Origin of the sequence: Bradyrhizobium sp. HKCCYLS1011, from assembly GCF_051167795.1 — a bacterium.
Lineage (GTDB): Bacteria > Pseudomonadota > Alphaproteobacteria > Rhizobiales > Xanthobacteraceae > Bradyrhizobium.
Map to the genome: position 1 here is coordinate 254579 of NZ_JBNPTT010000007.1, position 25290 is coordinate 279868.

Consider the following 25290-nt stretch of genomic DNA (forward strand, 5'->3'; position numbering starts at 1 on the left):
GAACTTTCGTTCTGATTGAGCTGGATCAAACGGGCGGCCGGAGGTGAGCATACCTTCGGCCGCAAATGCGAGATGAATCCCAGCCATGAATAAAACGGTAAAACCGGAAGATCTGCTGCCGGTCGACGATTCGGGGCCGCTCTATGCGGCTCATAAGAAGGTCTACCCGCAGAGCGTCTCCGGCACGTTTCGCCGGATCAAATGGAGCCTGATGGGCGTTTGCCTCGGGGTCTATTACTTCCTGCCCTTCCTGCGCTGGAATCGCGGCCTTGACGCGCCGGATCAGGCGGTGCTGATCGATTTCCCGAACCGGCGCTTCTACTTCTTCTTCATCGAGCTCTGGCCGCAGGAAGTCTACTACTTCACCGGGCTTCTGATCATCGCGGCCGTCGCGCTGTTCCTGATGAACGCGATCGGCGGCCGCATCTGGTGCGGCTATCTCTGCCCGCAGACGGTGTGGACCGATCTGTTCTATGCCGTCGAACGGCTGATCGAGGGCGACCGGCGCGAGCGGATGAAGAAGGATGCCTCCGCTGATCCGATGAAGCTCGAACGCATCTCTGAGCTCGTGCTCAAGCATTCGATCTGGCTCCTGATCGCGTGGTGGACCGGCGGCGCCTGGGTGCTCTATTTCAGCGACGCGCCGACTTTGGTGAAGCAGCTCGTCACCTTCCAGGGACCGGTGCTTGCCTATGTCTGGATCGCGATGCTGACCGCGACCACCTATGTGCTCGCCGGCTTCATGCGCGAGCAGGTCTGCGTCTACATGTGTCCGTGGCCGCGCATCCAGGCCTCGCTGACCGACGAGTGGGCGCTCAACGTCACCTATCGCTACGATCGCGGCGAGAAGCGGATGTCGGTCAAGAAGGCGGCCGAACTGCGTGCGCTCGGCGAGAAGGCCGGCGACTGTATCGACTGCCGGCAATGCGTCGCGGTGTGCCCGACCGGGATCGACATCCGCGATGGCGCGCAGATGGATTGCATCCAGTGCGGCCTGTGCATCGATGCCTGCGACACGGTGATGACCAAGATCGGCCGCCCGACCAGGCTGATCGGTTATGACAACGACATCAACATCCACCGCCGCGAGGCCGGTGAGCCGCCGATCTATCGTCCGGTGCGCCCGCGCACCGTTGCTTATGCAGCGATCATCGCGGTGGTCGGCGGCATCATGCTCTATGCGTTGCTGAACCGCTCGCTGCTCGACGTCAACGTGCTGCACGATCGCAACCCGCTGGCGGTGAAGCTGTCCGACGGCTCGATCCGCAATGCCTATACGATGCGCGTGCTGAACAAGCACGGCTTCGACCGCCTCATTGCGATCGACATCGAGGGCCCGGCGAATGCCACCGTTCACGTCGTCGGTGCCGATTCCGTCACGCCCGACCGGCCGATGATCGTGGTCGGGCGCGACCAGACCGAGGAGCTGCGGCTTCTGGTCACCGCGCCTGCGGAGAACAATCCGGAGAAGTCGGTGCCGGTCAAGTTCCACGTCACCGACATCGGGCTCGGCGTGGTGGCTTCCGCGACCGACAATTTCGTCAATCCTTGAGCTGGGGACTAAGGCATGAGCAGCCGTTCCGAACAATCCAGACCGCTGACCGGTCGCATGGTGCTTTTGATCCTGATTGCGTTCTTCGGCACCGTCATTGGGGTCAATGTCGTGATGATGCGGCTTGCGATCTCGACCTTGCCGGGGACCGAGGTGGATAGCGCCTACAGCGCGAGCCTCGGCTATGAGAAGGAGATCGCGGCGGCGCGGGCGCAGGCCGCGCGCGGCTGGCAGGTCGAAGCTCATGTCGAACGCGGCCGGGATGGCGCGGCGATCGTGCAGGTCGCGGCCAAGGACAACAGCGGCAAGCCGGTCTCGGGCCTGTCGTTCCAGGGCCGGCTGGAGCGGCCGACGGACAAACGCGCTGACCAGGCGGTCGACCTCGCCGAAATCGGCACCGGAATCTATCGCGGCACCGCCGGGCAGGTCGCGCCGGGCCAGTGGGACTTGGTGCTGGAAGGCGACGCCCGCGGCGAGCGGATGTTCCTCTCCAAGAACCGCGTGCTGCTGAACTAGAGGAATTCGTCATGCAGGTGACGCGCGACTTCTCCCACTACGTCAAGGATCTCGGTTCGGGCCTGAGGCATATCGATCTCGCCGTCGAGGGTGTCAGCTGCGCAGGCTGCATGGCGAAGATCGAGCGCGGTCTGTCGGCGCTTCCTGATGTGACCTTGGCGCGTGTCAACCTGACCGACCGCCGTGTCGCGCTGGAGTGGAAGCAGGGGACGCTCGATCCCGCCAAGTTCATCGATCGGCTCGCCGAGCTCGGCTACAAGGCCTATCCGTTCGAGAAGGCGAGCGCAGAAGCCACCGAGGCCGAGGAATCGCGCTTCCTGCTGCGCTGTCTTGGTGTCGCGGCGTTCGCCACCATGAACGTGATGATGCTGTCGATCCCGGTCTGGTCGGGCAATGTCAGCGACATGCTGCCGGAGCAGCGCGACTTCTTCCACTGGCTGTCGGCGGTTATCGCGTTGCCGGCGGCGGCCTATGCGGGCCAGCCGTTCTTCCGCTCGGCCTGGCGCGCGCTTCGGTCCGGCAACGTCAACATGGACGTGCCGATCTGCATCGGCGTGATCCTGGCGCTCGGCATGTCCGTGGTGGAGACCTTCCACCACGCCGAGCATGCCTATTTCGATGCCGCGATCATGCTGCTGACATTTCTCCTGGTCGGCCGCTATCTCGACCAGAATATGCGGCGGCGAACGCGCGCGGTCGCAGGCAATCTGGCTGCGCTGAAGGCGGAGACGGCGACCAAATTCATCGGCACCGACGAGATTTCCGAAGTGCCCGTGGCGGCGATCCGCGCCGGCGATATCGTGCTGCTGCGGCCCGGCGAACGCTGCGCCGTCGACGGCGTGGTTGTCGAGGGACGCTCGGAGATCGACCAGAGCCTGATCACCGGCGAGACGCTGTATGTGCCGGCGGAGCAGGGCACCGCCGTCTATGCCGGCTCGCTGAACATCTCCGGCACGCTGCGCGTGAGGGTCTCCGCCGCTGCCGAAGGAACGCTGCTCGCGGAGATCACGCGCCTGCTCGACAACGCGCTGCAGGCGCGCTCGCGCTACATGCGGCTAGCCGACCGCGCTTCGCGGCTCTATGCACCAGTGGTGCATGCGACCGCGGCGCTTACCGTGCTCGGCTGGGTGCTCGCAGGCGCAAGCTGGCATGATGCCGTCGTCACCGGCATCGCTGTGCTCATCATCACCTGTCCTTGCGCGCTCGGGCTTGCGATTCCGACGGTGCAGACGGTCGCGTCGGGTGCGATGTTCAAGTCCGGCGTGCTGCTCAATGCGGGGGATGCCATCGAACGCCTCGCCGAAGCCGATCACGTCATTTTCGACAAGACCGGCACTTTGACCCTGCCAGAGCTCGAGGTGGTCAATGCGGCGGACATTCCGGGCGATGTGTTCGCGCTGGCGGGCCGGCTCGCGTTATCGAGCCATCATCCGGTTGCATCGGCCGTCGCGCAGGCGGCGAATGCGAAGGCGCCGCTGGTCGGTGCGGTCGAGGAGCCGGGACACGGCGTGCGCGCCATCGTCGATGGCATGGAGATCAGGCTGGGGCGGCCGTCCTTCTGTGATGCCGAAGCGTTGGCCGCGCAGAAAATCGGCCTCGATCCCGAGGCGTCGATCGTGACGTTCAGCCGTGGCGCGGAAAGGTACTTGTTCTCGGTCCGCCAGGGCTTGCGTCCGGATGCGGACAAGATCATCGCCGGGCTGAAGCGTCGTGGCATTGCGGTCGAGATTCTGTCCGGCGATCGCGAGGCCGCGGTCAAGGCGGCGGCTGCTGCGCTCGGCGTCAGCGAATGGCGCGCCGGCGTCACGCCGGCTGATAAGATCGCGCGCATCGAAGACCTGAAGCGCGATGGCATCAAGGTGATGATGGTCGGTGACGGCATGAATGACGCGCCGTCGCTTGCGGCCGCCCATGTCTCGATGTCGCCGATCTCGGCCGCGCATCTGAGCCAGGCCACCGCCGATCTTGTGTTCCTGGGCCGGCCGCTGGCGCCGGTGCTGGCCGCGATCGACTACGCGCGCAAGGCGCTGCATTTGATGCGGCAGAACCTCTGGCTCGCGGTCGGCTATAATTTTCTCGCGGTGCCGCTTGCGATCAGCGGTGTCGTGACCCCGCTGATTGCGGCAGCGGCGATGTCCGGCTCATCGATCCTGGTCATGTTGAATGCGCTACGCGCCCGCAAGGTCGCCGGGGAGGACGTGTCATGGAAGTCATGATCATTCTGGTGCCGCTCGCGCTCGCGCTCGGCCTTGCCGGCCTGCTCGCCTTCCTGTGGTCGCTCAAGAGCGGGCAATATGATGATCTCGACGGAGCGGCGTGGCGCGCGATCGCCGATGATGATGAGCCGCCGCTCTCGCAGCCGCAGGCGGCAAAGAGTCCCCGCTAATCCTGTGGCGTAACGAGGCGCGCTGTGAGAAAGGCGGCGATGCCCAGCGATGCCGCGATTCCCGCAACGCAGGCGGGCCAGCCGAAGCGGTCGAATACCTGACCCAGCACCGCGCTGCCGACGATGCCGCCGGCGAAGTAACAGGCGAGATAAACGCCGCTGGCGATGCCGCGATCGCTAGCGGCCGCGCGTCCGACGAAGCCGGTCGCAACGGCCTGGGCAAAGAAGGTTCCGATTCCTACCAGCACCATGCCGGCCAGGACCGGTCGCAAGTGATCGGAAAGCATCAGCATCAGGCCGATCGCTGCGATTGCAAGTGCGCCCCAGATCGCGGCGCGGCTACCGACGCGTGCGGCCACGTGGCCCGCGGCTAGCGTGGTCGCAATCGAAGGCAGGAACACGAAGTAAGCCAATCCGACCTGCATCATTCCAAGCGAAAATGGCGGCCGCACCAGCACGAAATTGACGAAGGTGAATGCGCCGATGAAAGCGAACAGGATGCAGAAGCCGATCCCAAAAGCAGCTCGCAACGGACGATTGCGCCAGTGCGCGCCGACCGCGCCGAGCGGTGACCGGGGCGGGCTGGGCATGGATGCCGCCGGCATGCGTCGGATGGATAGAAACACCAGCAGCGCGCCGGCCAGATTGAGCACGGCGAAGACATAGAAACTGGCTCTCAATCCAAATGCGCCGGCGAGACCGGCGGATGTCAGCCGTCCGATCAGGTTGCTGGCGACGTTTCCGGTAATATAGGCCGCAAACGCCCCGCCGGCCTCCATCAGGCTACACTGCTCGCCCAGATGCGCGAGTGTGAGCGTGAACGCGGAAGCCATGCAGAGGCCCTGCATGATCCGCAGCCCCGCGAAGACGCCGAGGTTGGGCGCGGATGCGAGCAGGGCGGTGAACACGGCAAGCAAGGCCAGGCTTGAGAAAATGCCGAGGCGGCGGTCGATCTGCGGGCTGAGAAGTCCGGTGAGCAGGCTGGCGATCGCCATTCCCATGGTGCAGGCGTTGACGGCAAGCGCCATCGCGGCCGGCATCACCTGGTAGCGTGTGGCGAGCGCCGGCAGGACCGCCTGCGTCGCGAACAGATCGACCAGGGTCAGGAATGCGATCAGTCCGATCACGATCGCGCGCAACGCAGCGTTTGGGGCCTTTGCCGCAGCGGCGAAGGTTCGTTGTGACGCGGTAAGGTCGGTCATGGCGGTGCTCTCGGAGATGATGAGGAGGATGTGGAGCATCATCGCGGCGAATGCGCGCGAGCATGTGCTGCTCGCGCGCTGCGGCCTCGGGCGGACTCACATGTTGTGATCGGCGGGATCCTTGCGCACATCGCCGACATAGAGGATCACGGTCTGGGTACCCAGATTCTTCCACCAATGCGAGGTGCCGAAGACTTCGGGCCGCAGGTCGCCGGTCTTGTGAACGATCGGCTCGGCGCAGTTGCTGGCATATTCGATGATTTCGCCCTGGGCGACAAAGATCAGCGCCGGCCGGTCGTCATGGCTATGCCAGGGCACGATGCCGCCGGGTTCGATGGTCAGCTTGCGGAAGCGCAACTCCCGGCCCTTGATGTTGGCGGGCTGCTTTTCCAGGTCGATCGAGCCGAGGGTCACGTCGGTGACGCCGACCGCCTTTGCGTCGACCTTTTCCCGCACATTGGCCTTGACCTTGTCGGCGGGACATTCGCCGGCCTGAGCTGCGGATGCCAATGCCAGCGCGCCTGCCACTGCAGTCGCGACAACGAGGCGAGCCGTGAGCGTCCGCGAACGTATGATCTGCTGAAACATGATCTGTCTCCTCTGGTGATGCGCGCCACTGGAATCGGCGTCGCGATGCGGCAAACATCGATCAGGGGACAGGAAGACGGAAATGCCGGCTCGCTTTCGAAGCGATAGCGCGCGGCTATCCGATGGCCCGCGATACACCATCGCTATCGAACCGATTGGGTAACGGCATTTCACGGACGTGGTGATCGGCTCTCTGATGGCGGTGTGCCCATCGCAGGGCGTCCAACCAAGAGGAGATACCGATGACCCGTTCGTTCAAGACATTCACGGCTGCCGCCGTTCTCGTCGTCACGGCAACAGCGGCGGTCGCGCAAGGCGGCTTCGACTTCGCGCCCGGAATGGCTTTCGTCTACAGCTCCGGCAAGACCAGCACGATGCAGGTCGCGCAAGGTGATCGCAATCACCAGTCGATGATGCGCCACGCCACCAAGGTCCCCGCCAATACCGTGTTCTTCATGAGCGGCGGTCAGCTCTATTCGACGCACGGGATGCTCGACCCGACCGGTAATTTCTATATCAATTGATCCAGGCCGGAGCTCGTAAGCCGCCCTTGTGGGCGGCTTATGCAGGGAATTATCATCGTCGATCTTCCGCGCCGGAGCAGCCCATGACCGCGCTTTCGTCTGAAAATGCCGAGCAGCTCAGGCAAGCCTTTCTGCAGTGCCGCGCCATGGACGGGACATTGCGCGAGCAGCTGGAAGCCTATGCGGCCGCAGGCCGCGTCATCTTCCCTGCCTATGCCGAGGCGGTCGACCGGCTGGTGGCCCGAATTCACGAGAATGGAGGTGGCGAGAGCGCGCCCCGTCCGGGCGAGCCGATGCCGACCTTCCTGCTTCCCGACGAGACTGGCAGCCTGGTCAGCCTGTCGTCGCTTCTCGCCGATGGTCCTGTCGCGGTGATGTTCTTCCGCGGCCATTGGTGCCCTTATTGCCGGCTCAATGTCCGTGCCGTCATTCAGGCGCAGCACCGCATCGATGCTGCCGGCGGGCGGATCGTGGCGATCACGCCGGAGCTGCAGCTGTTCACGCAGAAATTCAAGACCGAGTCCGGCGCGACGTTTCCCGTGCTGACCGATCTCGACAACGGCTATTCGCTGTCTCTCAACCTCGCAATCTGGCTCGGGCCTGAAATCCAAGAGCTCCTGGCGTATCAGGACATGCCGTCCTTTCACGGCAACGACGGCTGGCTGTTGCCAATCCCTGCCGTCTTTGTCGTTGGCCGCGACGGGCTGGTGAAGGCGCGCTTCGTCGACCCCGATTTCCGCAAGCGAATGGAGATCGACGAACTGGTGGCGGCGCTGCGATCGGCTGCTATTGAGCCCTGAGGCTGGTCGCCCCTATTGATTCAGGAGCGGCTGCCAGTTCGCGCCGCGCAGCATCCGCATGATAGCAGAAGCCACTGCGGTACGTTCCCGGCCGGCAACGCCATAAAGGTGCACGGTGCGTCGCGCGTCCAATCCATCGATCCTGGCGCGCGAGAGCGTCTGCGGAATTTGCGAGGTATGCGGGACGACGCCGATGCCGATATCGGCCTCGAGTAGCGTGAGCAGATCACGCTCCGAGGATATTTCGTGCTCACAGTCGGTATCGAGTCCGTGCTCGCGCAGGGCCTGCTGCAGCCGCTCGCGATGTTCGCAATAGCTTCGCGACAAAAACTGTTCGGAATGCAGCTCATCGAACTTGATCGTGTCGCGCCCGGCGAGCCGGTGCTGCCTGCTGACGACGACATGAAAGCCCTCGGTGAACAGAGGCCAGACATCGAGCCGGTCCCAGTCCTCGCCGATCTCGGCGGCGATGCCGAGTTCGGCCACGCCCTCCTTCAGATAGGCGGCGACTTCGCTGCTGGTGCCGCGGAGAAATTTGAATTCCAGTCTGTTGAATTGGCGCCGGATCTGTTCGAGGAACGGAATGAGCAGCGCGAGGTCGATCGAGTGCGCGAGCGCTATCCTGAGGGCGCCGATCTCTCCGTTCTTGAACGAGGACGCCAGCGATCGCGCCCCGGCCGCGGCTTCGTAGCATTGCTTCAACAGCGGGTGCATGCGCAGGCCGAGCTCGGTCAATTGCACAGCCGGCCGCTCGCGTCGGAACAGGTCGCCGCCCATCTCCGCCTCGAGCTGCTTGATCGCGCGGGTCAACGAAGGCTGCGTCACGTTGCAGTCCTCGGCGGCGCGCGTGAAGTTCATGAGCCGCGCCACCGCGAGAAAATACCGGACTTGATGCATCTCCATGGCATGGGCTCCCGGTCTGGCTCGTCGCATTCTAGCGGATATGACCAGCGAGCGGTACCCGATCGCAATAGCTCCCTCCTATGACGTCGGAAGCCACACGGCATTTTCAAATTTTGCGCCGACGGCACAGAGTCACATTGCGGCCGATCATGCTGTGAACGATCCAGGGCAAGGCCGGGATGGTTCGCCGCATGTTCAATGATGGTCACCGCGTCAACACGGCGGGCCCGTGGCTTCCGTTGCGTGCACCGGAGATACCTGATGCCGTACCGATGTAACGAAGCGGGTTCGCCAGCGAATATCGGGAAACGGGCAGGATCAGGAGCAGGCCATGGCCAATGTCGGCGAAGATCGGAAAGCGTATGGCGGGAAGCTGCCGGGACAGATCGTGCTGGTCCTGCAGGGCGGGGGTGCGCTCGGATCCTATCAGGCCGGCGTCTATCAGGCGCTGCACGAAGCCGGCCTCGAGCCGGATTGGATCATCGGCACCTCGATCGGCGCGATCAATGCGAGCCTGATCGCGGGCAGTCCGGTACCCGAGCGCCTGGTGCGGCTGCAGCAATTCTGGAAGCGGATGCAGCAGAATCCGGACTGGGGCTTCAGGACGGCCTTTGCCGACTTCAACGATCGCCTGGACCATTGGACGACCATGACCCATGGCGTACCTGGTTTCTTTCGTCCCAATGCGTTGGCGCACGCCGGCGATTCCTATCCGCTCGGTGCGGAGAGAGCCGGCTATTATTCGACCGAACCCCTGTGGGAAACGCTGCGCGAACTGGTGGACTTTGCGCTCATCAATCGCGGACCGACGCGGCTGACGGTCGGAGCGGCTCACGTACGGACGAGCCGGATGCGCTATTTCGACAGCCGCGACGGAATCATCGATGTCAGGCACATCCTGGCTTCCGGCGCCTTGCCGCCGGCCTTCCCGGCGGTGCGCATCGACGGTGAATTGTACTGGGACGGCGGCATCCTCTCGAACACGCCCACCGAAGTCGTGTTCGACGACAATCCACGCAAGGACTCGTTGATCTTCGCGGTGCACTTATGGAATCCCGTGGGCGCGGAGCCAGTCACCATGGCCGAGGTGTTCAATCGTCAGAAGGACGTCCAATATTCGAGCCGGATCGCAAGCCACATCACCCGTCAACAACAGGCGCATCGTCTGCGCCATATTATCAACCAACTCGCCAGGCGCCTTCCGGAAGCCGAGCGGAACGACCCGGCGGTTCGCGAACTCATCAGCTACGGCTGTCAGACGCGCATGCACGTCGTCCGGCTGCTCGCGCCACAGCTCGCCCGCGAGCGTCACACCAAGGATATCGATTTTACGGCGCGAGGTATCTCACTGCGTTGGGATGCCGGATACGCGCACACAAAAGGCGCGCTCGAACGCATGCCATGGACGGGGGAGTTCGATCCGCTTTCCGGCGTCGTGCTGCATGAGCATATCGACGACATGCCGGTTGCGGCGGAATAGCTGAGCGCGAGGAGCTTGCTTGCTGACGCGTTCGGCGGGGTACCCAGACCGGTCGTATCGGGCCGCGTGAATACTGCCAGTCAGATTGCGCTTGAGGGCAGGGCGCGGCCACGCAGGAAATCTCGCGCGACGTTCAACAAGCCGCGCACGGGACGCAGCAGGTCTCGGCCAATACCACCGACGGTGCAGCAGGGGCGCGACCGAGACCGGCTCGGCGTCTTCGCGTGTGCTGTCATCGGCCAAATGGCTGGCGGGGGATTCCAGCCGGCTGAAGCGCGAGGTCGGGAATTTCCTCGAGGCCCTGCGCACGGCGTGAGACGGGCCGCGGCCGTTTACAGGCATCGGGCTCTGCGTCGCATGAGAAAAAGCCCGGATGCATATCCGGGCTTTCCATCTTCGCTCGCGTTAGAGCCCAAGGCGCCACTACGACGCTACCGTCTTCTGATAGAGCGCACTGTAACAGGCCGCCGACAGGCTCCAGCTGAATGAGCGGGCCATCGCCGAGAGCCGCATCGTGTTCAGCCGCTCGGTGCTCACGAAGGCGGAGAAAGCCCGACGGACCCCGCCGAGGAACGATTCCGCTGACGGCTTCGGGAACAGGAATCCGGTCTCGCCATCGGTGATGGTCTCCGCCAGGCCGCCGGTCTGGTGACCGATCGGCAGGGAGCCGAACCGCTGTGCATACATCTGGCTGAGCCCGCAGGGTTCGAAGCGCGACGGCATCAAGGTGAAATCGCTGCCGGCGAAGATGCGCCGGGCCTGGGCTTCGTTGAAGCCGATCGCCACGCCGATGGCGTCGGGACGGCGGCGATGCGCTTCGAGCAGCGCCCGCTCGATCGCAGGTTCGCCGGAGCCCGTGACGACGATCTGCCCGCCGGCCCCGACGATTTCGTCGGCGGCTTCCAGCACGAGGTCGATGCCCTTCTGATGCACGAGACGGGCGACCAGGCCGAACATCGGACCGCGCGAGACCGCAAGCCCGAACTGCTTGCGGACATAGGCGGCGTTGGCGCGCTTGCCGTCCCAGTCGCCGGCGCTGAACTGCTGGGCCAGCTGGGTGCAGTAGCGCGGGTCCCAGCTCTCATCGATGCCGTTGAGGATGCCGGTGAGCTCGTGGGCGTTGGAGCGCCGCTTCAGCAGACCTTCCAGGCCGCAGCCGAGCTCCGGGGTCGTGATCTCGTTCGCATAGGTCGCGCTCACGGTGGTCAGGTGCGAGGCGTAGATCAGTCCGCCCTTGAGGAAGGACAGCTTGTCGTAGAATTCGAGCCCGTCGATGTGGAAGGAGGATTCCGGCGCGCCGATCCGCCGCAGCGACTCCCGCGGGAACAACCCCTGATAGGCGAGGTTGTGGATGGTCAGGATCGAAGGCACGTCCACACCGCGCCAGGCGAGATAGGCGGGCACCAGCGCGGCCTGCCAATCGTTGGCGTGGACGAGGTCGGCTGCCCAGTTCTTGTCCAACGTGCCTGCAGCTAATTCAGCAGCGGCAGCCGCAAGTCTGCCGAAGCGGATATCATTGTCGGGCCAGTCCTGGCCGTTCTCGTCGCCGTAAGGGTTGCCGGGACGGTCATACAGCTCGTCACAGAGCAGCACGTAGACCGGCAGCCCGTCACGCGTCGCCGACCGTCCGAGCGAACAGGCTGGCATTTCCGCGAGCGCCTCGCATCGGCCGACGATATCGATGTGAGTGAGTTGCTCGATCACGTCCCGGTAGCCGGGCAGCATGATCCTGACATCGGTGTGTGAGCGGAGTGCTCTTGGAAGAGCGGCAGAAACGGCGGCAAGTCCGCCCACCCGGACGAAGTCGTCCATTTCGGTCGTTACGAACAGCACCCTCAAGAGATGTCCTCGATCAAGCCCCATGGAATACCTATGCAAGAAAAGGTCCAAATCTAACCATCAACCGGAGAGCGAAGACCGCAGCAACGGCAAGGGCAAAACGCTTTCGGCGCACAATGGTTCGAACTAGGCTCCCACCGCGCCGAGCGCGATGAGTTAACAGGCCGTGAATCCAAGTGGTGGCGAGACATATCTCGCCGGGCGTTCGGTGCGCGAATGGGGAAACTCCGAAGAATCAAGGGAGCTGTGCGTGACGATAGGTGGGAACGATGAGAGGAATTTGACAGGGTGCTTCGCGGGCCTTCGCGTGCTCGATTTTTCGACCACCATTGCCGGCCCCCATTGCGCGCGGATGCTCGCGGACATGGGCGCGGAGGTGATCAAGATCGAGTCAGACGAAGGTGAAACGATGCGCACCCGGCCGCCGGTCCGCGGCGGCTGCTCCACCGCCTTCGGCCAGCTCAATGTCGGCAAGAAGAGTGTCGTGCTGGATTTGAAGTCGCCGGATGGCCTTGAAGCGGTCCGGCGGCTGGTGGCCACAGCCGACGTCCTGGTCGAGAATTTCCGCCCGGGGGTGATGCAGCGATTGAAGATGGACTATCCCGCGCTCGCCGAGGTGAACCCGAGGCTGATCTATTGCTCGATCTCTGGCTATGGGCAGACCGGTCCATCGGCCGAGCTGCCGGCCTATGCGCCGGTCATCCATGCCGCCTCAGGCTATGACATGGCCCACCTCGCTTATCAGCCCGGGCGCAGCCGGCCCGACTATTGCGGCATCTATCATGCCGACGTGGTGGCCGGCACCTACGCCTTCGGCGCGATCGCCTCGGCGCTTTACCACCGCGAGCGGACCGGGCGTGGCCAGCATATCGATTGCTCCATGCTCGAAGCGATGCTGAGCCTGACCCTGAACGAGATCCAATGGTCGCAGTTTCCGGTTCAGCTGCCCGCGCGGCCGACCTTCGGGCCGGTCGAGAGCAGCGATGGCTACGTGATGATCGCGATCGCCAGCGAGAAGACGTTCCAGAATCTGATGAAGGTGATCGGTCGCCCTGAATGGGTCGCGGATGCCCGCTTTGCGAAATATTCCGATCGCCGTGCCAATTGGGGAGCGCTGATGGACGGCGTCGAAGCATGGTCGCGACGGCTGACCAATGCGGAATGCCTGGCGGCGCTGAATGCCGCAGGCGTGCCGAGCTCCGCCTATCGGACGGTGGCGGAGGCCCTGAACGATCCGCAGCTCCTCCATCGTGGCGCGCTGGCGGACGTCGAGGATGACGGCGGCACCTTCAAGGTGGTCAACCTGCCGTTCCGCATGTCGGACGCGAAGGTCGCGGCCGGACATCGCGCCGCGTCTCTCGGCGAGCATACTGCGGCGGCGCTGAAGGAGCTCGGGCTCGCGCCAATGGCGGCTGTGGAGCCGCTCGAGTGATGCGCTGAGATCCGGAGAGGCATGATCGCGGCGATTCAAGATCCGTCTTGCCGCGCAAGGACTTTCCGGCCAATCTTCCCTGACAGCATCAACCAGTCCGGCATAACCGGACGCATGCAGCTGGAGGAAACATTTGCGGAGGGCCGACCGGCTCTCCTGCGAGCACATGTTCCCTCCGGCCAGCTGTCGGCCTGCGCCAACGCCATGCGCAGCGCGATTGGAGTGAAACATGAAGAGCTTCAAGGTCACTGATTTCAACGCGCCGCTCGCCGAGGTGGATGAGCCGACTCCGGAGCCGGTGGGCACGCAGGTGCTGGTCAAGGTCAAGGCAGCCGGCGTGTGCCATAGCGACCTGCATATCTGGGAGGGCGGCTATGACCTCGGCCATGGCCGCAAGCCGCTGTCATTGAAGGATCGCGGCGTGTCGCTGCCGCGGATCATGGGGCATGAGAGCGCCGGCGAGATCGTGGCCTTTGGTCCCGACGTCAGCGAGGCCGACAAAGGCGGGCTCAAGGTCGGAGATGTCGCGCTGGTCTATCCCTGGATCGGCTGCGGCAAATGCGCCACCTGCCTCGGTGGCGACGAGAACATGTGCCTGAAACCGGCCTCGCTCGGGGTGTATTGCGACGGCGGCTATGCGGACCACATGACGGTGCCGCATCCGCGCTATCTGCTCGACCTCAAGGGGCTCGATCCGGTGACGACCGCGCCTTACGCCTGTTCGGGCGTCACCACCTACAGCGCGCTGAAGAAGGTGGAGAAGGACTTCGCCACGCCGATCGTGATCTTCGGCGCCGGCGGCCTCGGCCTGATGGCGCTGTCGCTGTTGAAGGCGATGGGCGGCAAAGGCGCGATCGTGGTCGACATCGATGCCAGGAAGCGCGAGGCGGCTGAGGCCGCAGGCGCGCTCGCGACCGTCGACGGCAAGGCGCCCGATGCGCTGGAGCAGCTCACCAGGAAGGCCGGCGAGCCGATCCGCGCCGCGATCGACCTGGTCGGGAATGCCGCGACCGCGCAACTCGGCTTCGACTGCCTGACCAAGGGCGGCAAGCTCGTGATGGTCGGCCTGTTCGGGGGTGGAGCGCCCTGGGCGCTGCCGCTGATTCCGATCAAGGCCGTCACCATCCAGGGCAGTTATGTGGGCAATCTCCGCGAGACCCAGGAGCTGCTCGATCTCGTCCGCTCAAAGAAGATCGCGCCGATCCCGGTCACGCCCATGCCGCTCGCCAAGGCCAATGACGCGCTCCGGGAGCTGCAGACAGGTCGACTGGTCGGCCGCGCGGTGCTGACGCCGTAAGTGATATCCGGTCATTCCGGGACAGTCCGGAAGGACCGGACACGGAATCTCGAGATTCTCAGGTGCGCAATTGCGCACCATAGTTCGATGCTTCGCATCGCCCCGGAATGACGACTTCTCATCATGGGACCTTCGGATGCTTCCGTCCAACGCGCTCCACATCGCAGTTCTGCCCGGCGACGGCATCGGTCCGGAGGTCATGCGGCCGGCGCTTGAAGTCCTGCGCAAGGTCGAGGCCAAAGCGGGTCTCTCGTTCCGTTTTACGGAAGCGCCGGCCGGCGCCGGCCATTATCTTGCGACCGGCACCTCGATGCCGGAATCGACCGTGAAGCTGTGCGAGGAGGCGGACGCGATCCTGCTCGGCGCCTGCGGCCTGCCATCGGTGCGTTATCCCGACAACACCGAGATCGCGCCGCAGATCGAGCTGCGCTTTCACTTCGATCTCTATGCCGGTGTGCGGCCGGCGCGGCTGATCCCGGGCGTGCCGAGCCCGATCGTCGGCGCCGATATCAAAGGCATCGATCTCGTGCTGATCCGCGAGTCGACCGAAGGCCTGTTTGCCTCGATGGGGAAGGGCGTCGTGACCGAGGGGGAGGCGCGCGAGACGCTCGTCATCACCCGCAAGACGTCGGAGCGCCTGTTCGCGTTTTCCTTCAAGCTGGCTGAGCGGCGCCGCGCCCGCGGCCGCAGCAGCACTTTGACCTGCGTCGACAAGGCCAACGTCTTCAAGGCCTTCGCTTTCTTTCGTGAGATGTTCGACGAGGCCGCTCAACGTCATCCGGACGTCAAGACCGAGCGGCTTTACGTCGATGCCTGCGCGGCGATGCTGGTGAGGCGTCCCTGGGATTTCGGCGTCATGGTGATGGAGAACATGTTCGGCGACATCCTCTCCGATCTCACCGCCGGCCTGATCGGCGGCATGGGCATGGCGCCCTCGGCGGATATCGGCGACAGCCGTGCCGTGTTCCAGCCGTGTCACGGGACGGCTCCCGACATCATGGGCCAGGGCAAGGCCAACCCGACCGCCATGATCCTTTCCGCTGCCATGATGCTGGACTGGCTGGCCGACAAGCACGGCATCGAGAGTGCTGCGGAGGCTGCCGTGCGCATGGAGCGGGCCGTGGATCAGGCCTACGCCGGCGGCCTCAAGCCGTTTGAGTTCGGCGGCGGCAGCGGCACGGTCGATATCGCCAAGGCGGTGATCGAGGCGCTTTAAGCCGCGCGATCGGCGCGCCTGATTTGAGGTGCCGATTCAGCGCGCGTTAACCGTAAAATGAGATCGTCGGGACCGGCAATTCTGGGAGAGCGTCGGGCCTGTCGCGGCCACGAAAAAAGGCGGCTGCGCAATGGCGATCAGGGCACGTCACGCCCGATGAAGCCAACATTGCCACAACGCCAAGTGCGGCCATTACGGCCGATAAGGGCCGGGGCGTCCGGCCGCTATGGCTCATCCTGTCGACAGCAATACAGTGAACTCGCCCGAGCAAGCATCATGCTTGGCGCCCCCAAGTCGCGCCCTCGAGCGAAGATATTTCACTGGCATGAGGTGGCGTATCTGACGAGGTCAGATCCGGCCGATCTTATTCCTCGTTTGCCGCGATCGATTCCATCAGGGACACCAGCTGACGCTGTACCGTCTGGTCCTTGATCTTGCTGTAGGCGCGCAGCAACCGCAGGCTGAAGGCGCTGTCGAGAAACAGCAGGCTCTCGACCTCACGCGCCTTGCTGTCGCCGTCATAGAAGAACGTGACGGGCACATCGAGCGCGTTGGCAATCTGCTGCAGACGAGCAGCGCCGACCCGGTTGACGCCCTTCTCGTACTTCTGGACCTGCTGGAAGCTGACGCCGAGCTTCTCGCCGAGTTCAGCCTGCGAGATCTTCTGCTCAACGCGCCGCAGCCGAATGCGCTTGCCAAGTTCAATGTCGGGCTTGCCGGCACTGCGCTGCTTCATCTTTTTTGCCGCTGATTTGTTCATCTAGTCATACCGTCCTTCGGTTGAAAATCCCCCGAACAGATGGGTCAGGGGTTCACCCATATATACTGTTTTAAGTTGCTGTGGATGGATGAATTCGTCCTTAAACCACGGGTATTTGCCAGGGTTAAAGGCCTCCACCAGCCAGTCGATCATGTGGCGCACCCTAGGGATGCGGCCACTCGTCGCATGATACGTCAGCCAGATATCGTAAGACCATCTCAAATCAACCTCAAGCGGTATGATCTTCCCGCCTAGCGCACAGGCATAGGTGGGAAATACCCCGATTCCGGCACCGTGGGCGACGGCCCAGTAGTTTGCACTCGAGACATTCGTTCTCATCACCACCAGGTCACGCTGGTCATAGCCGGGAAACATGCTCGCGAAGGCTTCGTTGGCTGCGGCTTCGTCCGCCACCTGTATCACCAAGCGATGTTTTCCGATGTCGTCAACCGTTTTGGGCGAACCGTGTATGTCCAGGTATTTCCGGCTCGCGAAGAGCATCAGGTGCATGCGGCCGAGCCTGACCAGTTTGACATCGAGCGCAGCCGGCCGCGACAGATGGATGGCGATGTCGGCCTCATGCCGCGACACATCGGCGGAGCGCATCGCGCAGTGGAGATCAATCAGGATGTTTGGAAACGTCTGTTGAAATTCGACCAGGCGCGGCGCGAGCCAGAACGTGCCGAGCCCTTCGGTCACTGCGACCCTCACCTCGCCGGAGGCCGCGTTGGCAAGACTGTCGCCGGCGCGCAAGAGTTCGAACGAGGCGGCCTCCATCCGTTCGACGGCGGACACCACCAGCGCGCCATCGTCGGTGAGCCTGGCCCCATGCACATCCCGGGTGAAGAGCGTGGCGCCGACCTGCCGTTCGAAATCATCGATCCGGCGGCGCACCGCGTTGATCGAGAGACTCAACCGTTCGGCGGCCGAGCGGAAGCTGCCTGAGCGCGCGACTTCCAGGAAGATCCGCGCTGCATCCCAATCGGTCAGGCTGGCAAGTGGTGATTTCGCGGTCGTAGCCTTGGTGGATCCAAACCTGCCGGCCGGCCCGCGCAGCAGCGGCTTGCTGGCGCCCGAAGTGTTCGCGCTGGTATCGGCAATGGGGGATTCGCTTGCAAGCAGGCCAGGCGCGGCTGTCTCCGCAAGGCCGGGCGTGTCGAGCGCGGGCTGGTCCGGATCATCGGTCCGGTGTTCATCCTGAGGAACGCCCTGTTCCACCACAAAGCGCATACAAGCTTTCTCCGCCTGCTAGACTGATTCCGCCAAATTACGGACATCGTTGGTTCCGCGCCATGGATTTTGCGCCAGAAATTGATCAACATTCCATGCCGGAGCGGGCGGCTCGCCGCTCTGGGCCGCATCAACGTACCGTTGGCGGTGGGATTGCAAGTGCAAATGGGCAAGATCTCAAGGGTATCTCGAAGGGAACACGCGAAATCGAGGCTTTTTCATCGTGCGGCGGCGAAATGGTAATCGAACACGGTGGCCCCTCGTGTTATTATGATGAACGGTTTGCCAGGTTGACAGATGCGTTTGGTGGGCATCGCATCGAGTTGCCCGTCACGTGCGCTCATGTGGTGGTGGGCCCGGCGGTTTATGGGAGCCGCGGGTGACAAGAGGGGGAAAGACATGACGCATCTGTGGTCCATGGGCGGGGCGGGATCCATCCGCCTGGACGTCGTTGTCAGCTAGAAACGGAATATGGCTGTGCCTCATTCAGACGAACAGTTGCTTGCTGTGCTTGCCACCCTCGAGCAATGCCGCGCGGCGCTGGCCGTGGCTGGTCATCGGGATACGGCCCATCTGGTTTCGGTCGCAGTGCTCGACCTCCGAATGAAGCTCAATGACCTGAGCGAGGAGGATCTCAAGAGCTTGTGCGACGAAATGGTGCAAGCGGACAATCCGAACAAGTTGCGCGATCCCAAGCTTCAGCCAGGCCAGCGCCGGCGTCCGCTGCTGCGGCTCGTCAAGTAGATGGTTACCGTGTCCGGTAGACACGATTGATGGCGCGTTTGTGATCGGAGCAACCGGGCCCTGGCGGCCTCGCCCGGTTGAAATGGCTGATAACCCGGTTCACAGGGGAGGGTGGTCAGCGTAGCCAGCCCCGCATCTCTTGCGTATTTCCTGCATTGGCGGCATGAGGCGGCGCAGCGCCGGCTGCTGGCGTTGTGCTCCGGCGAGGACTTTGCGGGTATTGCATGATTCAAAACGTGTCGATTCCGGCTGCGCTCGTTGCCGGCCTGGTCAGCTTCCTCTCGCCCTGCGTGCTGCCGCTGGTCCCGCCCTATCTGGTCTATCTGACCGGCGCCACGATCGAGCATATCGAGAGCAATGAGCCGTCCGCGACCTCACAGCGCGCCGTGATGATCTCGGCAGCGCTGTTCGTGCTGGGTTTCTCGACCGTGTTCGTGATGCTGGGCGCGAGCGCCTCGCTGATCGGAGAATTGATCCGGGCCTGGTCGCAAGAGCTGTCGATCCTGGCGGGCATCGTCATCATCGTGATGGGCTTGCACTTCCTGGGGCTCACCCGGATCAGCCTCCTGATGCGCGAGGGACGACTGACGATCCCGAAGCCCGTCGGGTTGTGGGGGGCCTATGTGATGGGGCTTGCATTTGCCTTCGGCTGGACCCCCTGCATCGGTCCGATCCTGGCGGCAATCCTGTCGATCGCCGCGGCGGAGGCCACCGTCGCCAAGGGCGCCGGGCTACTTGCCGTCTATTCTGCGGGGCTCGGAATTCCGTTCCTGATCGCGGCCTTCATGGTCGAGCAATTCTCGACGCTGTTTGCGCGGATGCGCGGCCATCTCGTCAATGTCGAGCGCGCGATGGGCGTGCTGATGATCGCAACCGGCGTCGGCTTTCTGACCGGCGCGGTGTCGAACTTCAGCATCTGGCTGTTGGAGACGTTTCCCGCGCTGCAGAGGTTCGGCTGAAAGCCCTCACTGCTCGATCGCGCAGGTGATGGTGTAGACCACGCCGCGCGGCAGGAAGTCGACGGTGGCTTCGCCGCCGAGCTGGTCGCGCGCGCTGCGCTCGATCAGCCGCGAGCCGAAGCCGCGCCGGATCGGTGCCGCCACCACGGGCCCGCCGGATTCGCGCCAGACCATCCTGAGCTTGGCGTGCGGCTTGACCGCATCCTTGTCGACAATCAGCTCCCACGAGAGATCCACCGTTCCGACGTCATTGGACAGCGCGCCGTATTTCGCAGCATTGGTCGCGATCTCGTGCACGATCATCGAGAGCACGACGGCGAGCCGCGGCGACAATGGCACTTCGGGGCCGGACATCCGGATACGGTCGGGGCTGTTCAGCTGATAGGGCTTCAGCACGCGCGCGATCACGTCGTCGAGCTCGGAGCCCTGCCATTTCTCCTTGCTGAGCAGATTGTGCGCCTCCGCGAGCGCGCCGAGCCGGCCCTCGAACTTCTCGCGCTCGGTGCGGCTTGCACTGCGGAAGGTCTGCACGGCGATCGCCTGCAGGATGGCGAGCGTGTTCTTGACGCGATGATTGAGCTCCTCGATCAGGAGATCATGCAGCATCTCGCCGCGGGCGATCGTGGTGGCCATCCGCACCGCGAAGGCCAGGCCGATCGCAAGCATCACCCCGCCGATCAGGCTGGTGATGGCAAGGTTACGCCACAGCGGCGCGACCAGCGAGTGTTCGGCAATGCCGGCGCCGATGATCCAGCCGGTGAGGGCGGAATGGGTGAAGCTCGACATCAGCGCCACGCCGTCGAGTGAGACGGTCGAGAGGGTCGCTTCCTGCTGTCGCATCATCGCGTCGTAGACGGAATCGGAAGCGCGCTTGCCGATCGAATCGGTGGGATTGGGAATGCGGGCGAAGACGACCCCGTTGCGGTCGAGCAATGACAGCGTCCAGTCCGCGCTCGGCAGCTGCTTGTCCAGGATGGTCTGGAACATTGTGATCGGCGGGCTGAAGACGATCTCGTAAACCATGTCGCCGTCGCGAAACACGGGGACCTCCACCGTGATGATCTGGCTCTTCTTCACGGCGCCGAAGAACAGGTTCGAATATTGCACCTGCCGCGTCCTGAAGACCCGCTCCACGATGTCCATGTTGTTGCGCGGCGGCAGGCTCGCCGTGTCCGTGGTTGTCGAGGAGAACAGCTGGCGTCCGTTGCGATCGGCAACGAGAATGGTGCCATCCCTGCCGTATTGGTCGAGAAAGCCCAGTGCAATCGGGCGGAAGCGCTCGAAATCGCCGGAGGTCAGCGCATCCGTCAGCGCGAGCACCTGCACGCCTCCCGTCATCCTTTGCATCTCGGCGTCGAGCGTCAAACGAATGCTGCGCACCGTATCCAGCACGCGCTCCCGCGCGTCACGGCGGTCCTGCACGTAATTGTGAAAGACGATGCCTCCCGCGAAGAGGATCAAGGGCAGCGTGGTCCCTGCGACCAGGAGCGCGAGCCGGACAGGCAGGGAGAGTTTCGGCAACTGGGGTCCCGTTTCTACTTGCGCCCGATCGCCCTTCGTTCGGCGAGCCGAAGCACGAAAAGCAGACCGCTGAGGCCAGCGTCGCGCTGGTCAGTTTTTAACAGGCTGCAGGATATCAGGCTGCGGCGGTCACTTTTGCAACACATGTTGTTGAAGGAGGCCGCTCACATCGTGGCCAGCATAGAAGCAAGGAACGGCATTGGCCAAGCTTCTTGCTTCGACGCGTGGATGTTCCGCGCGCGGCTTTGCTGCAACAGTCGGCCCTTCTGCCTTACACGTTGCTCTCGCTGATCGCGGCATACACCATGGTGCGAAGCTCACGCCGGATTGGATAGGCGTTCGACGGCAACACCTGGGTCATGAAGATCGTGATCAGCTCCTCGGCCGGATCGATCCAGAATGCCGTCGACGCCGCTCCGCCCCAGGCAAATTCGCCGGCGGTGCCGGGGATCAATGTCTTGCTGGGGTCCATCGTCACCGAGAAGCCCAGGCCAAAGCCGATGCCGTTATAGGCCGCCTCAGCGAACATCGAGCGCGACATCGTGGGCAGATCGACGCCTCCGGGCAGGTGGTTCGAGGTCATCAGCTTCAGCGTCTTCGGGCCCAGGAGGCGGACGCCGTCGAGCTCGCCTCCATTGATCAGCGCGCGACAGAAGGTGAGATAGTCCGGGACGGTCGAGCACAGGCCGCCGCCGCCAGAGATGAAATCCGGTGGCGAAAGGAAGGTGCTGCTGGCCGGATCGTCCTGCAGCACGAAGCCACCCTTGCGTTCTCCGGCATGGAACGAGATGCCACCACCTGCGTCCGCCGAATAGCAGGCGGCGAGCCGGTGCGCCTTGGCGGCCGGCACGTGGAAATCGGTGTCGCTCATGCCGAGCGGGTCGAAGATGCGCTCGTTGAGAAATTGCTCGAACGGCCGGTCGGCGATCTTGCCGATGAGATAGCCGACGACATCGGCGGAAACCGAGTAGTTCCAGGCCTCGCCAGGCGAGAATTCCAGCGGGATCTTTGCCAGATTGTCGATCATCGATTGCAGCGTCCCGACCATGTCGACGGCGGCAATCTTCGCCTCGCGATAGGCCGCGTCGACATTGGAGCGCTGCTGGAAGCCGTAAGTGAGCCCTGAGGTGTGACGCAGCAGGTCGAGGATCAGCATCGGCCGGGCCGGCGGCCGGGTCATGAACGCGGGCGCGGTGCCGGCGACGAACACGCCGAGATCCTTCCATTCCGGAATGTATTTGGCGACGGGCTCGTCAAGTGCGACCTTGCCCTCCTCGACCAGCATCATGAAGGCGACCGAGGTGATCGGCTTGGTCATGGAGTAGATGCGATAGATCGTATCGTCCTTGACCGGGACCTTCCGTTCGACATCGGCCAGGCCTTGCGAACTTCTGTGAACCACCTTCCCCCGCCGATAGATCAGCAGCTGGGTGCCCGGGAAACGGCCGGTCTCTATGTAGCGGCTCTTGAGATGCGCATCGATCCGATCGAGCGCGGTCTTGGACATGCCGGCGGTTTCGGGAGCGGCGGAGGAGGGGGCAAGCATCGGGCGTCTCCATCAGTCGTGTGGGTTTGGTTGCGTTGTCCTCTTCACGACATGCCCCTGATAACCGAAAATCGGCTTCAATTCCAAGGGAGCTGGCTTACAGAAGTAACATGCCTGGTGTAGCCTCGCGGCAAGGGAGGACCGCCAATGACACAATTCAACGAAGCCCAGCTGACCGAGGCCGTGGTTGCGAGCTTCGAGCACGCGTCCAATCCGCGGACGAAATTCCTGCTGCAGGAATTGGTGAAGTCGCTGCACGATTACGTCCGTAAGACGGACCTCACCTTCGACGAATGGGCCGCGGCAATCGACTTCCTGACCCGCACCGGGCAGAAATGCAGCGACACCCGGCAGGAGTTCATCCTGCTCTCCGACGTGCTCGGCGTCTCCATGCTGGTCGACGCGGTCAACCATCGCGAGCGCGGCGGCGCGACTGAGACGACGGTGCTCGGCCCGTTCTATGTCGGCGAGCACAAGGTCATGCCCCACGGCACCGACATTTCCGAAAAGCTCGCGGGCGAGAAGATGTTCGTGCAGGCCCGCGTCACCGATGTCAGCGGTGCACCGCTGGCCGGTGCGGCCGTGGATGTCTGGCACGCCGACGATGAGGGCCTCTACGATTCGCAGCGGCCGGGCTATCAGAGCGAAGGACCGTCGTCGCGGGCGCGCTTCATGACCGACAGCGACGGCCGCTTCTTCTTCCGCACCGTCCTGCCCCGCAGCTATCCGATCCCGACCGATGGTCCGGTCGGCGCGATGGTTCTGCAGACGCGCCCTCATGCGATGCGGCCGGCGCATGTCCATTTCCTGGTCGACGCCAAGGGCCACGAGCCGCTTGTCACGCACGTCTTCATCAGCGGGGACGATTATCTCGACAGCGACGTCGTGTTCGGCGTGAAGGACGAACTCATCGCGCAGGTCGAGCGGCGCACCGATCCGGTGATGCCGGACGGCAAGCTCGCGACGACGCCCTGGCACCTGATGACCTATGATTTCCGAATGAAGCCAGGTGCCGGAGTGGCTCCCAAGCCGCTGGGCGCGACAGCCGCTGAGGCGGCGGAGTAGCGCGGGCGAGATCTGCCCACTTCTTGTGCGTTGCACAGGAGGTGGGCGAATCGCAAAATTTAGGAGCGCCCGGATTCTGCTGATCTATTTATGAGCACATTTAAGTAGCTGATATCATTTCATAAATTGTTTTGCGACGACTGGCACGAAGCTTGAATGAAAGAGCTTGCAGACGCCACTGACGCCGTCGCCCGAGCTCACATCACCTGACATTTGAAACCGCCAGCCTGGGGCCTCCCCAGAGCGTGCACCTATGCGTGCGCGCATCGTTGAAGGACAGCAGAATGAGCCAACAGAACCCGACCTGGATTTCGGATTGGAATCCCGAGGACGAGACGTTTTGGAATACGACGGGCAAGACCATCGCCCGGCGCAACCTGATCTGGTCGATCGTCGCCGAACACATCGGCTTCTCGGTCTGGCTGATCTGGTCCATCGTCACGACCAAGCTGCCGCAGGCCGGCTTTCATTATTCGACCGACGAGCTGTTCCAACTGGTGGCGGTGCCTGGCCTGATCGGGGCGCTGATGCGCTTCCCCTATACCTTCGCCGTCACCACGTTCGGCGGCCGCAACTGGACCATCTTCTCCGCATCGATCCTGTTCATTCCGACCCTGGCGCTGGCCTATTTCGTCAGTCATCCCGATACGCCGTTCTGGCTGATGCTGCTGGTCGCCTCGACCGCCGGCCTCGGCGGCGGCAACTTCGCCTCGTCAATGACCAACATCTCCTTCTTCTATCCCGATCGCATGAAGGGCTGGGCCCTGGGGCTGAACGCAGCCGGCGGCAATATCGGCGTGTCCAGCGTGCAGCTCCTGACGCCGATCCTGATGGGTCTCGGCATCATCAACCTGTACCAGGCAAGCCCGGTCGGCGGTGTCTACCTGCAGAATGCCGGCCTGATGTGGGTGCTGCCGATCGCGATTGCGGTGTTCGGTGCCATTTTCTTCATGAACAACCTGACCTCGGCCAAGGCGTCGATCAAGAACCAGCTTGCGATCGTCAAGCGCAAGCACACCTGGATCATGTCGTTCATCTATATCGGCACCTTCGGCTCCTTCATCGGCTATTCGGCGGCATTTCCGCTGCTCATCAAGACGCAGTTTCCGGCGATCACCATCGCAATCGCGTTCCTGGGCCCGCTGGTCGGCTCGCTGTCGCGTCCGCTCGGCGGCCTGTTGGCTGACCGTGTCGGCGGCGCCATCATCACCTTCTGGAATTTCATCGCGATGGTGGCTGCAACGATCGGCGTGCTCTATTTCGTCGGCGTAAAGGATTTCACCGGCTTCCTGGGTTCGTTCCTGGTTCTGTTCGTCACCACCGGCATCGGCAACGGCTCGACCTACCGCATGATCCCCTCGATCTTCCGCGAGGAGAATCTGCACAAGGTGAAGGGCCAGGGCGATGTGGCACGTGCCGGCGCGCTGAAGAAAGCGAGCATCGAAAGCGGCGCGGCAGTCGGCTTCATCGGCGCGATCGGTGCGGTCGGCGGCTATTTCATCCCGAGCGGCTTCGGCAAGTCGATCGCGGCGACCGGCGGCCCGCAGACCGCGCTGATCGTCTATCTCTGCTTCTACGCGCTGTGCCTGGGGCTGACCTGGTGGTTCTACCTGCGCCGCGCGCCGGAATCCGCGGGCGCAGCGAGCCTCGCCGAGGCCCGAATCTGACGTTGCAGAGCGGATGGTGGATCGAACCATCATCCGCTTTGTCCGACTAACGGCTTTCCCTCA

Annotated in this window: 22 protein-coding genes and 1 pseudogene; 15 read left to right on the forward strand and 8 right to left on the reverse strand. The window is 63.5% G+C overall.

The annotated features are described in order from the left end of the window. Positions 1-85: 85 nt before the first annotated feature. From ccoG to ccoS, 4 genes are read left to right on the forward strand one after another with little or no spacing between them, the layout of a single operon-like run. Positions 86-1552, forward strand: coding sequence for a cytochrome c oxidase accessory protein CcoG (ccoG, locus tag ACQR1W_RS24405; protein WP_434853186.1), 1467 nt, complete (start codon positions 86-88; stop codon positions 1550-1552). A 15-nt stretch (positions 1553-1567) separates the two neighbouring features. Next, entirely contained in the window at positions 1568-2068 is a 501-nt protein-coding gene (locus ACQR1W_RS24410) for a FixH family protein (protein ID WP_008967200.1), read from the forward strand. 11 nt (positions 2069-2079) lie between these two features. Beyond that, complete coding sequence (locus tag ACQR1W_RS24415) at positions 2080-4284, forward strand: cation-translocating P-type ATPase (RefSeq protein ID WP_434853187.1); 2205 nt, start codon at positions 2080-2082, stop codon at positions 4282-4284. Continuing rightward, entirely contained in the window at positions 4272-4454 is a 183-nt protein-coding gene (ccoS, locus tag ACQR1W_RS24420) for a cbb3-type cytochrome oxidase assembly protein CcoS (protein ID WP_434853188.1), read from the forward strand. The genes ACQR1W_RS24415 and ccoS overlap by 13 nt, the downstream gene beginning before the upstream one ends. On the opposite strand, the gene ACQR1W_RS24425 is transcribed toward ccoS, so the two are convergent. Continuing rightward, entirely contained in the window at positions 4451-5656 is a 1206-nt protein-coding gene (locus tag ACQR1W_RS24425) for an MFS transporter (protein WP_434853189.1), read from the reverse strand. The two genes, ccoS and ACQR1W_RS24425, sit on opposite strands and share 4 nt — an antisense overlap. A gap of 96 nt (positions 5657-5752) precedes the next feature. Next, positions 5753-6244 (reverse strand): cupin domain-containing protein, encoded by a 492-nt coding sequence (locus ACQR1W_RS24430; RefSeq protein WP_434853190.1) that lies wholly within the window; start codon positions 6242-6244, stop codon positions 5753-5755. A gap of 242 nt (positions 6245-6486) precedes the next feature. On the opposite strand from ACQR1W_RS24430, the gene ACQR1W_RS24435 reads away from it, so the two are divergent. Then, a complete protein-coding gene (locus ACQR1W_RS24435; protein WP_434853191.1) occupies positions 6487-6768 on the forward strand; it encodes a hypothetical protein in 282 nt (93 codons plus the stop codon). A gap of 83 nt (positions 6769-6851) precedes the next feature. After that, positions 6852-7568: a peroxiredoxin-like family protein gene (locus ACQR1W_RS24440; protein ID WP_434853192.1), complete on the forward strand. Its 717-nt coding sequence runs from the start codon at positions 6852-6854 to the stop codon at positions 7566-7568. Positions 7569-7580: 12 nt separating this feature from the next. Here ACQR1W_RS24440 and ACQR1W_RS24445 read toward each other — a convergent pair whose 3' ends face one another. Next, a complete protein-coding gene (locus ACQR1W_RS24445) occupies positions 7581-8471 on the reverse strand; it encodes a LysR family transcriptional regulator (RefSeq protein WP_434853193.1) in 891 nt (296 codons plus the stop codon). A 331-nt stretch (positions 8472-8802) separates the two neighbouring features. Here ACQR1W_RS24445 and ACQR1W_RS24450 point away from each other — a divergent pair, with 331 nt between their 5' ends. Then, the gene (locus ACQR1W_RS24450; RefSeq protein ID WP_434853194.1) at positions 8803-9951 is read left to right on the forward strand and encodes a DUF3734 domain-containing protein; all 1149 of its coding nucleotides are present in this window, start codon (positions 8803-8805) and stop codon (positions 9949-9951) included. Between the two features lie 98 nt (positions 9952-10049). After that, positions 10050-10267, forward strand: a pseudogene (locus ACQR1W_RS24455) (methyl-accepting chemotaxis protein); the annotation flags it as partial. Between the two features lie 107 nt (positions 10268-10374). Here ACQR1W_RS24455 and glgA read toward each other — a convergent pair. Then, a complete protein-coding gene (gene glgA / locus ACQR1W_RS24460; protein WP_434853453.1) occupies positions 10375-11790 on the reverse strand; it encodes a glycogen synthase GlgA in 1416 nt (471 codons plus the stop codon). Positions 11791-12040: 250 nt separating this feature from the next. Between glgA and ACQR1W_RS24465 the strand changes: the two genes are divergently transcribed. The 3 genes from ACQR1W_RS24465 (at position 12041) to ACQR1W_RS24475 (ending at position 15735) form a co-directional block, all read left to right on the forward strand. Next, positions 12041-13222 (forward strand): CaiB/BaiF CoA transferase family protein, encoded by a 1182-nt coding sequence (locus ACQR1W_RS24465; RefSeq protein WP_434853195.1) that lies wholly within the window; start codon positions 12041-12043, stop codon positions 13220-13222. Positions 13223-13451: 229 nt separating this feature from the next. Continuing rightward, positions 13452-14519, forward strand: coding sequence for an alcohol dehydrogenase (locus tag ACQR1W_RS24470; RefSeq protein ID WP_434853196.1), 1068 nt, complete (start codon positions 13452-13454; stop codon positions 14517-14519). A 136-nt stretch (positions 14520-14655) separates the two neighbouring features. Further along, complete coding sequence (locus ACQR1W_RS24475) at positions 14656-15735, forward strand: isocitrate/isopropylmalate dehydrogenase family protein (RefSeq protein ID WP_434853197.1); 1080 nt, start codon at positions 14656-14658, stop codon at positions 15733-15735. Between the two features lie 364 nt (positions 15736-16099). On the opposite strand, the gene ACQR1W_RS24480 is transcribed toward ACQR1W_RS24475, so the two are convergent. Both ACQR1W_RS24480 and ACQR1W_RS24485 read right to left on the reverse strand, forming a co-directional pair. After that, entirely contained in the window at positions 16100-16495 is a 396-nt protein-coding gene (locus tag ACQR1W_RS24480; RefSeq protein ID WP_085966899.1) for a helix-turn-helix domain-containing protein, read from the reverse strand. Beyond that, positions 16496-17725, reverse strand: coding sequence for a LysR family transcriptional regulator (locus ACQR1W_RS24485; RefSeq protein WP_434853198.1), 1230 nt, complete (start codon positions 17723-17725; stop codon positions 16496-16498). Positions 17726-18196: 471 nt separating this feature from the next. Here ACQR1W_RS24485 and ACQR1W_RS24490 point away from each other — a divergent pair, with 471 nt between their 5' ends. Both ACQR1W_RS24490 and ACQR1W_RS24495 read left to right on the forward strand, forming a co-directional pair. Next, positions 18197-18469, forward strand: coding sequence for a hypothetical protein (locus tag ACQR1W_RS24490; RefSeq protein ID WP_244425102.1), 273 nt, complete (start codon positions 18197-18199; stop codon positions 18467-18469). Positions 18470-18693: 224 nt separating this feature from the next. After that, positions 18694-19428, forward strand: coding sequence for a cytochrome c biogenesis CcdA family protein (locus ACQR1W_RS24495; protein ID WP_434853199.1), 735 nt, complete (start codon positions 18694-18696; stop codon positions 19426-19428). Positions 19429-19434: 6 nt separating this feature from the next. On the opposite strand, the gene ACQR1W_RS24500 is transcribed toward ACQR1W_RS24495, so the two are convergent. Beyond that, positions 19435-20949, reverse strand: a complete 1515-nt coding sequence (locus ACQR1W_RS24500; protein WP_434853200.1) for a sensor histidine kinase — start codon at positions 20947-20949, stop codon at positions 19435-19437. A 271-nt stretch (positions 20950-21220) separates the two neighbouring features. Next, positions 21221-22495, reverse strand: a complete 1275-nt coding sequence (locus ACQR1W_RS24505) for a serine hydrolase domain-containing protein (protein WP_434853201.1) — start codon at positions 22493-22495, stop codon at positions 21221-21223. Between the two features lie 147 nt (positions 22496-22642). On the opposite strand from ACQR1W_RS24505, the gene ACQR1W_RS24510 reads away from it, so the two are divergent. Further along, entirely contained in the window at positions 22643-23560 is a 918-nt protein-coding gene (locus tag ACQR1W_RS24510) for a dioxygenase (RefSeq protein ID WP_434853202.1), read from the forward strand. Positions 23561-23844: 284 nt separating this feature from the next. After that, positions 23845-25227: an MFS transporter gene (locus ACQR1W_RS24515; protein ID WP_008967178.1), complete on the forward strand. Its 1383-nt coding sequence runs from the start codon at positions 23845-23847 to the stop codon at positions 25225-25227. The last annotated feature ends 63 nt before the right edge of the window (positions 25228-25290 follow it).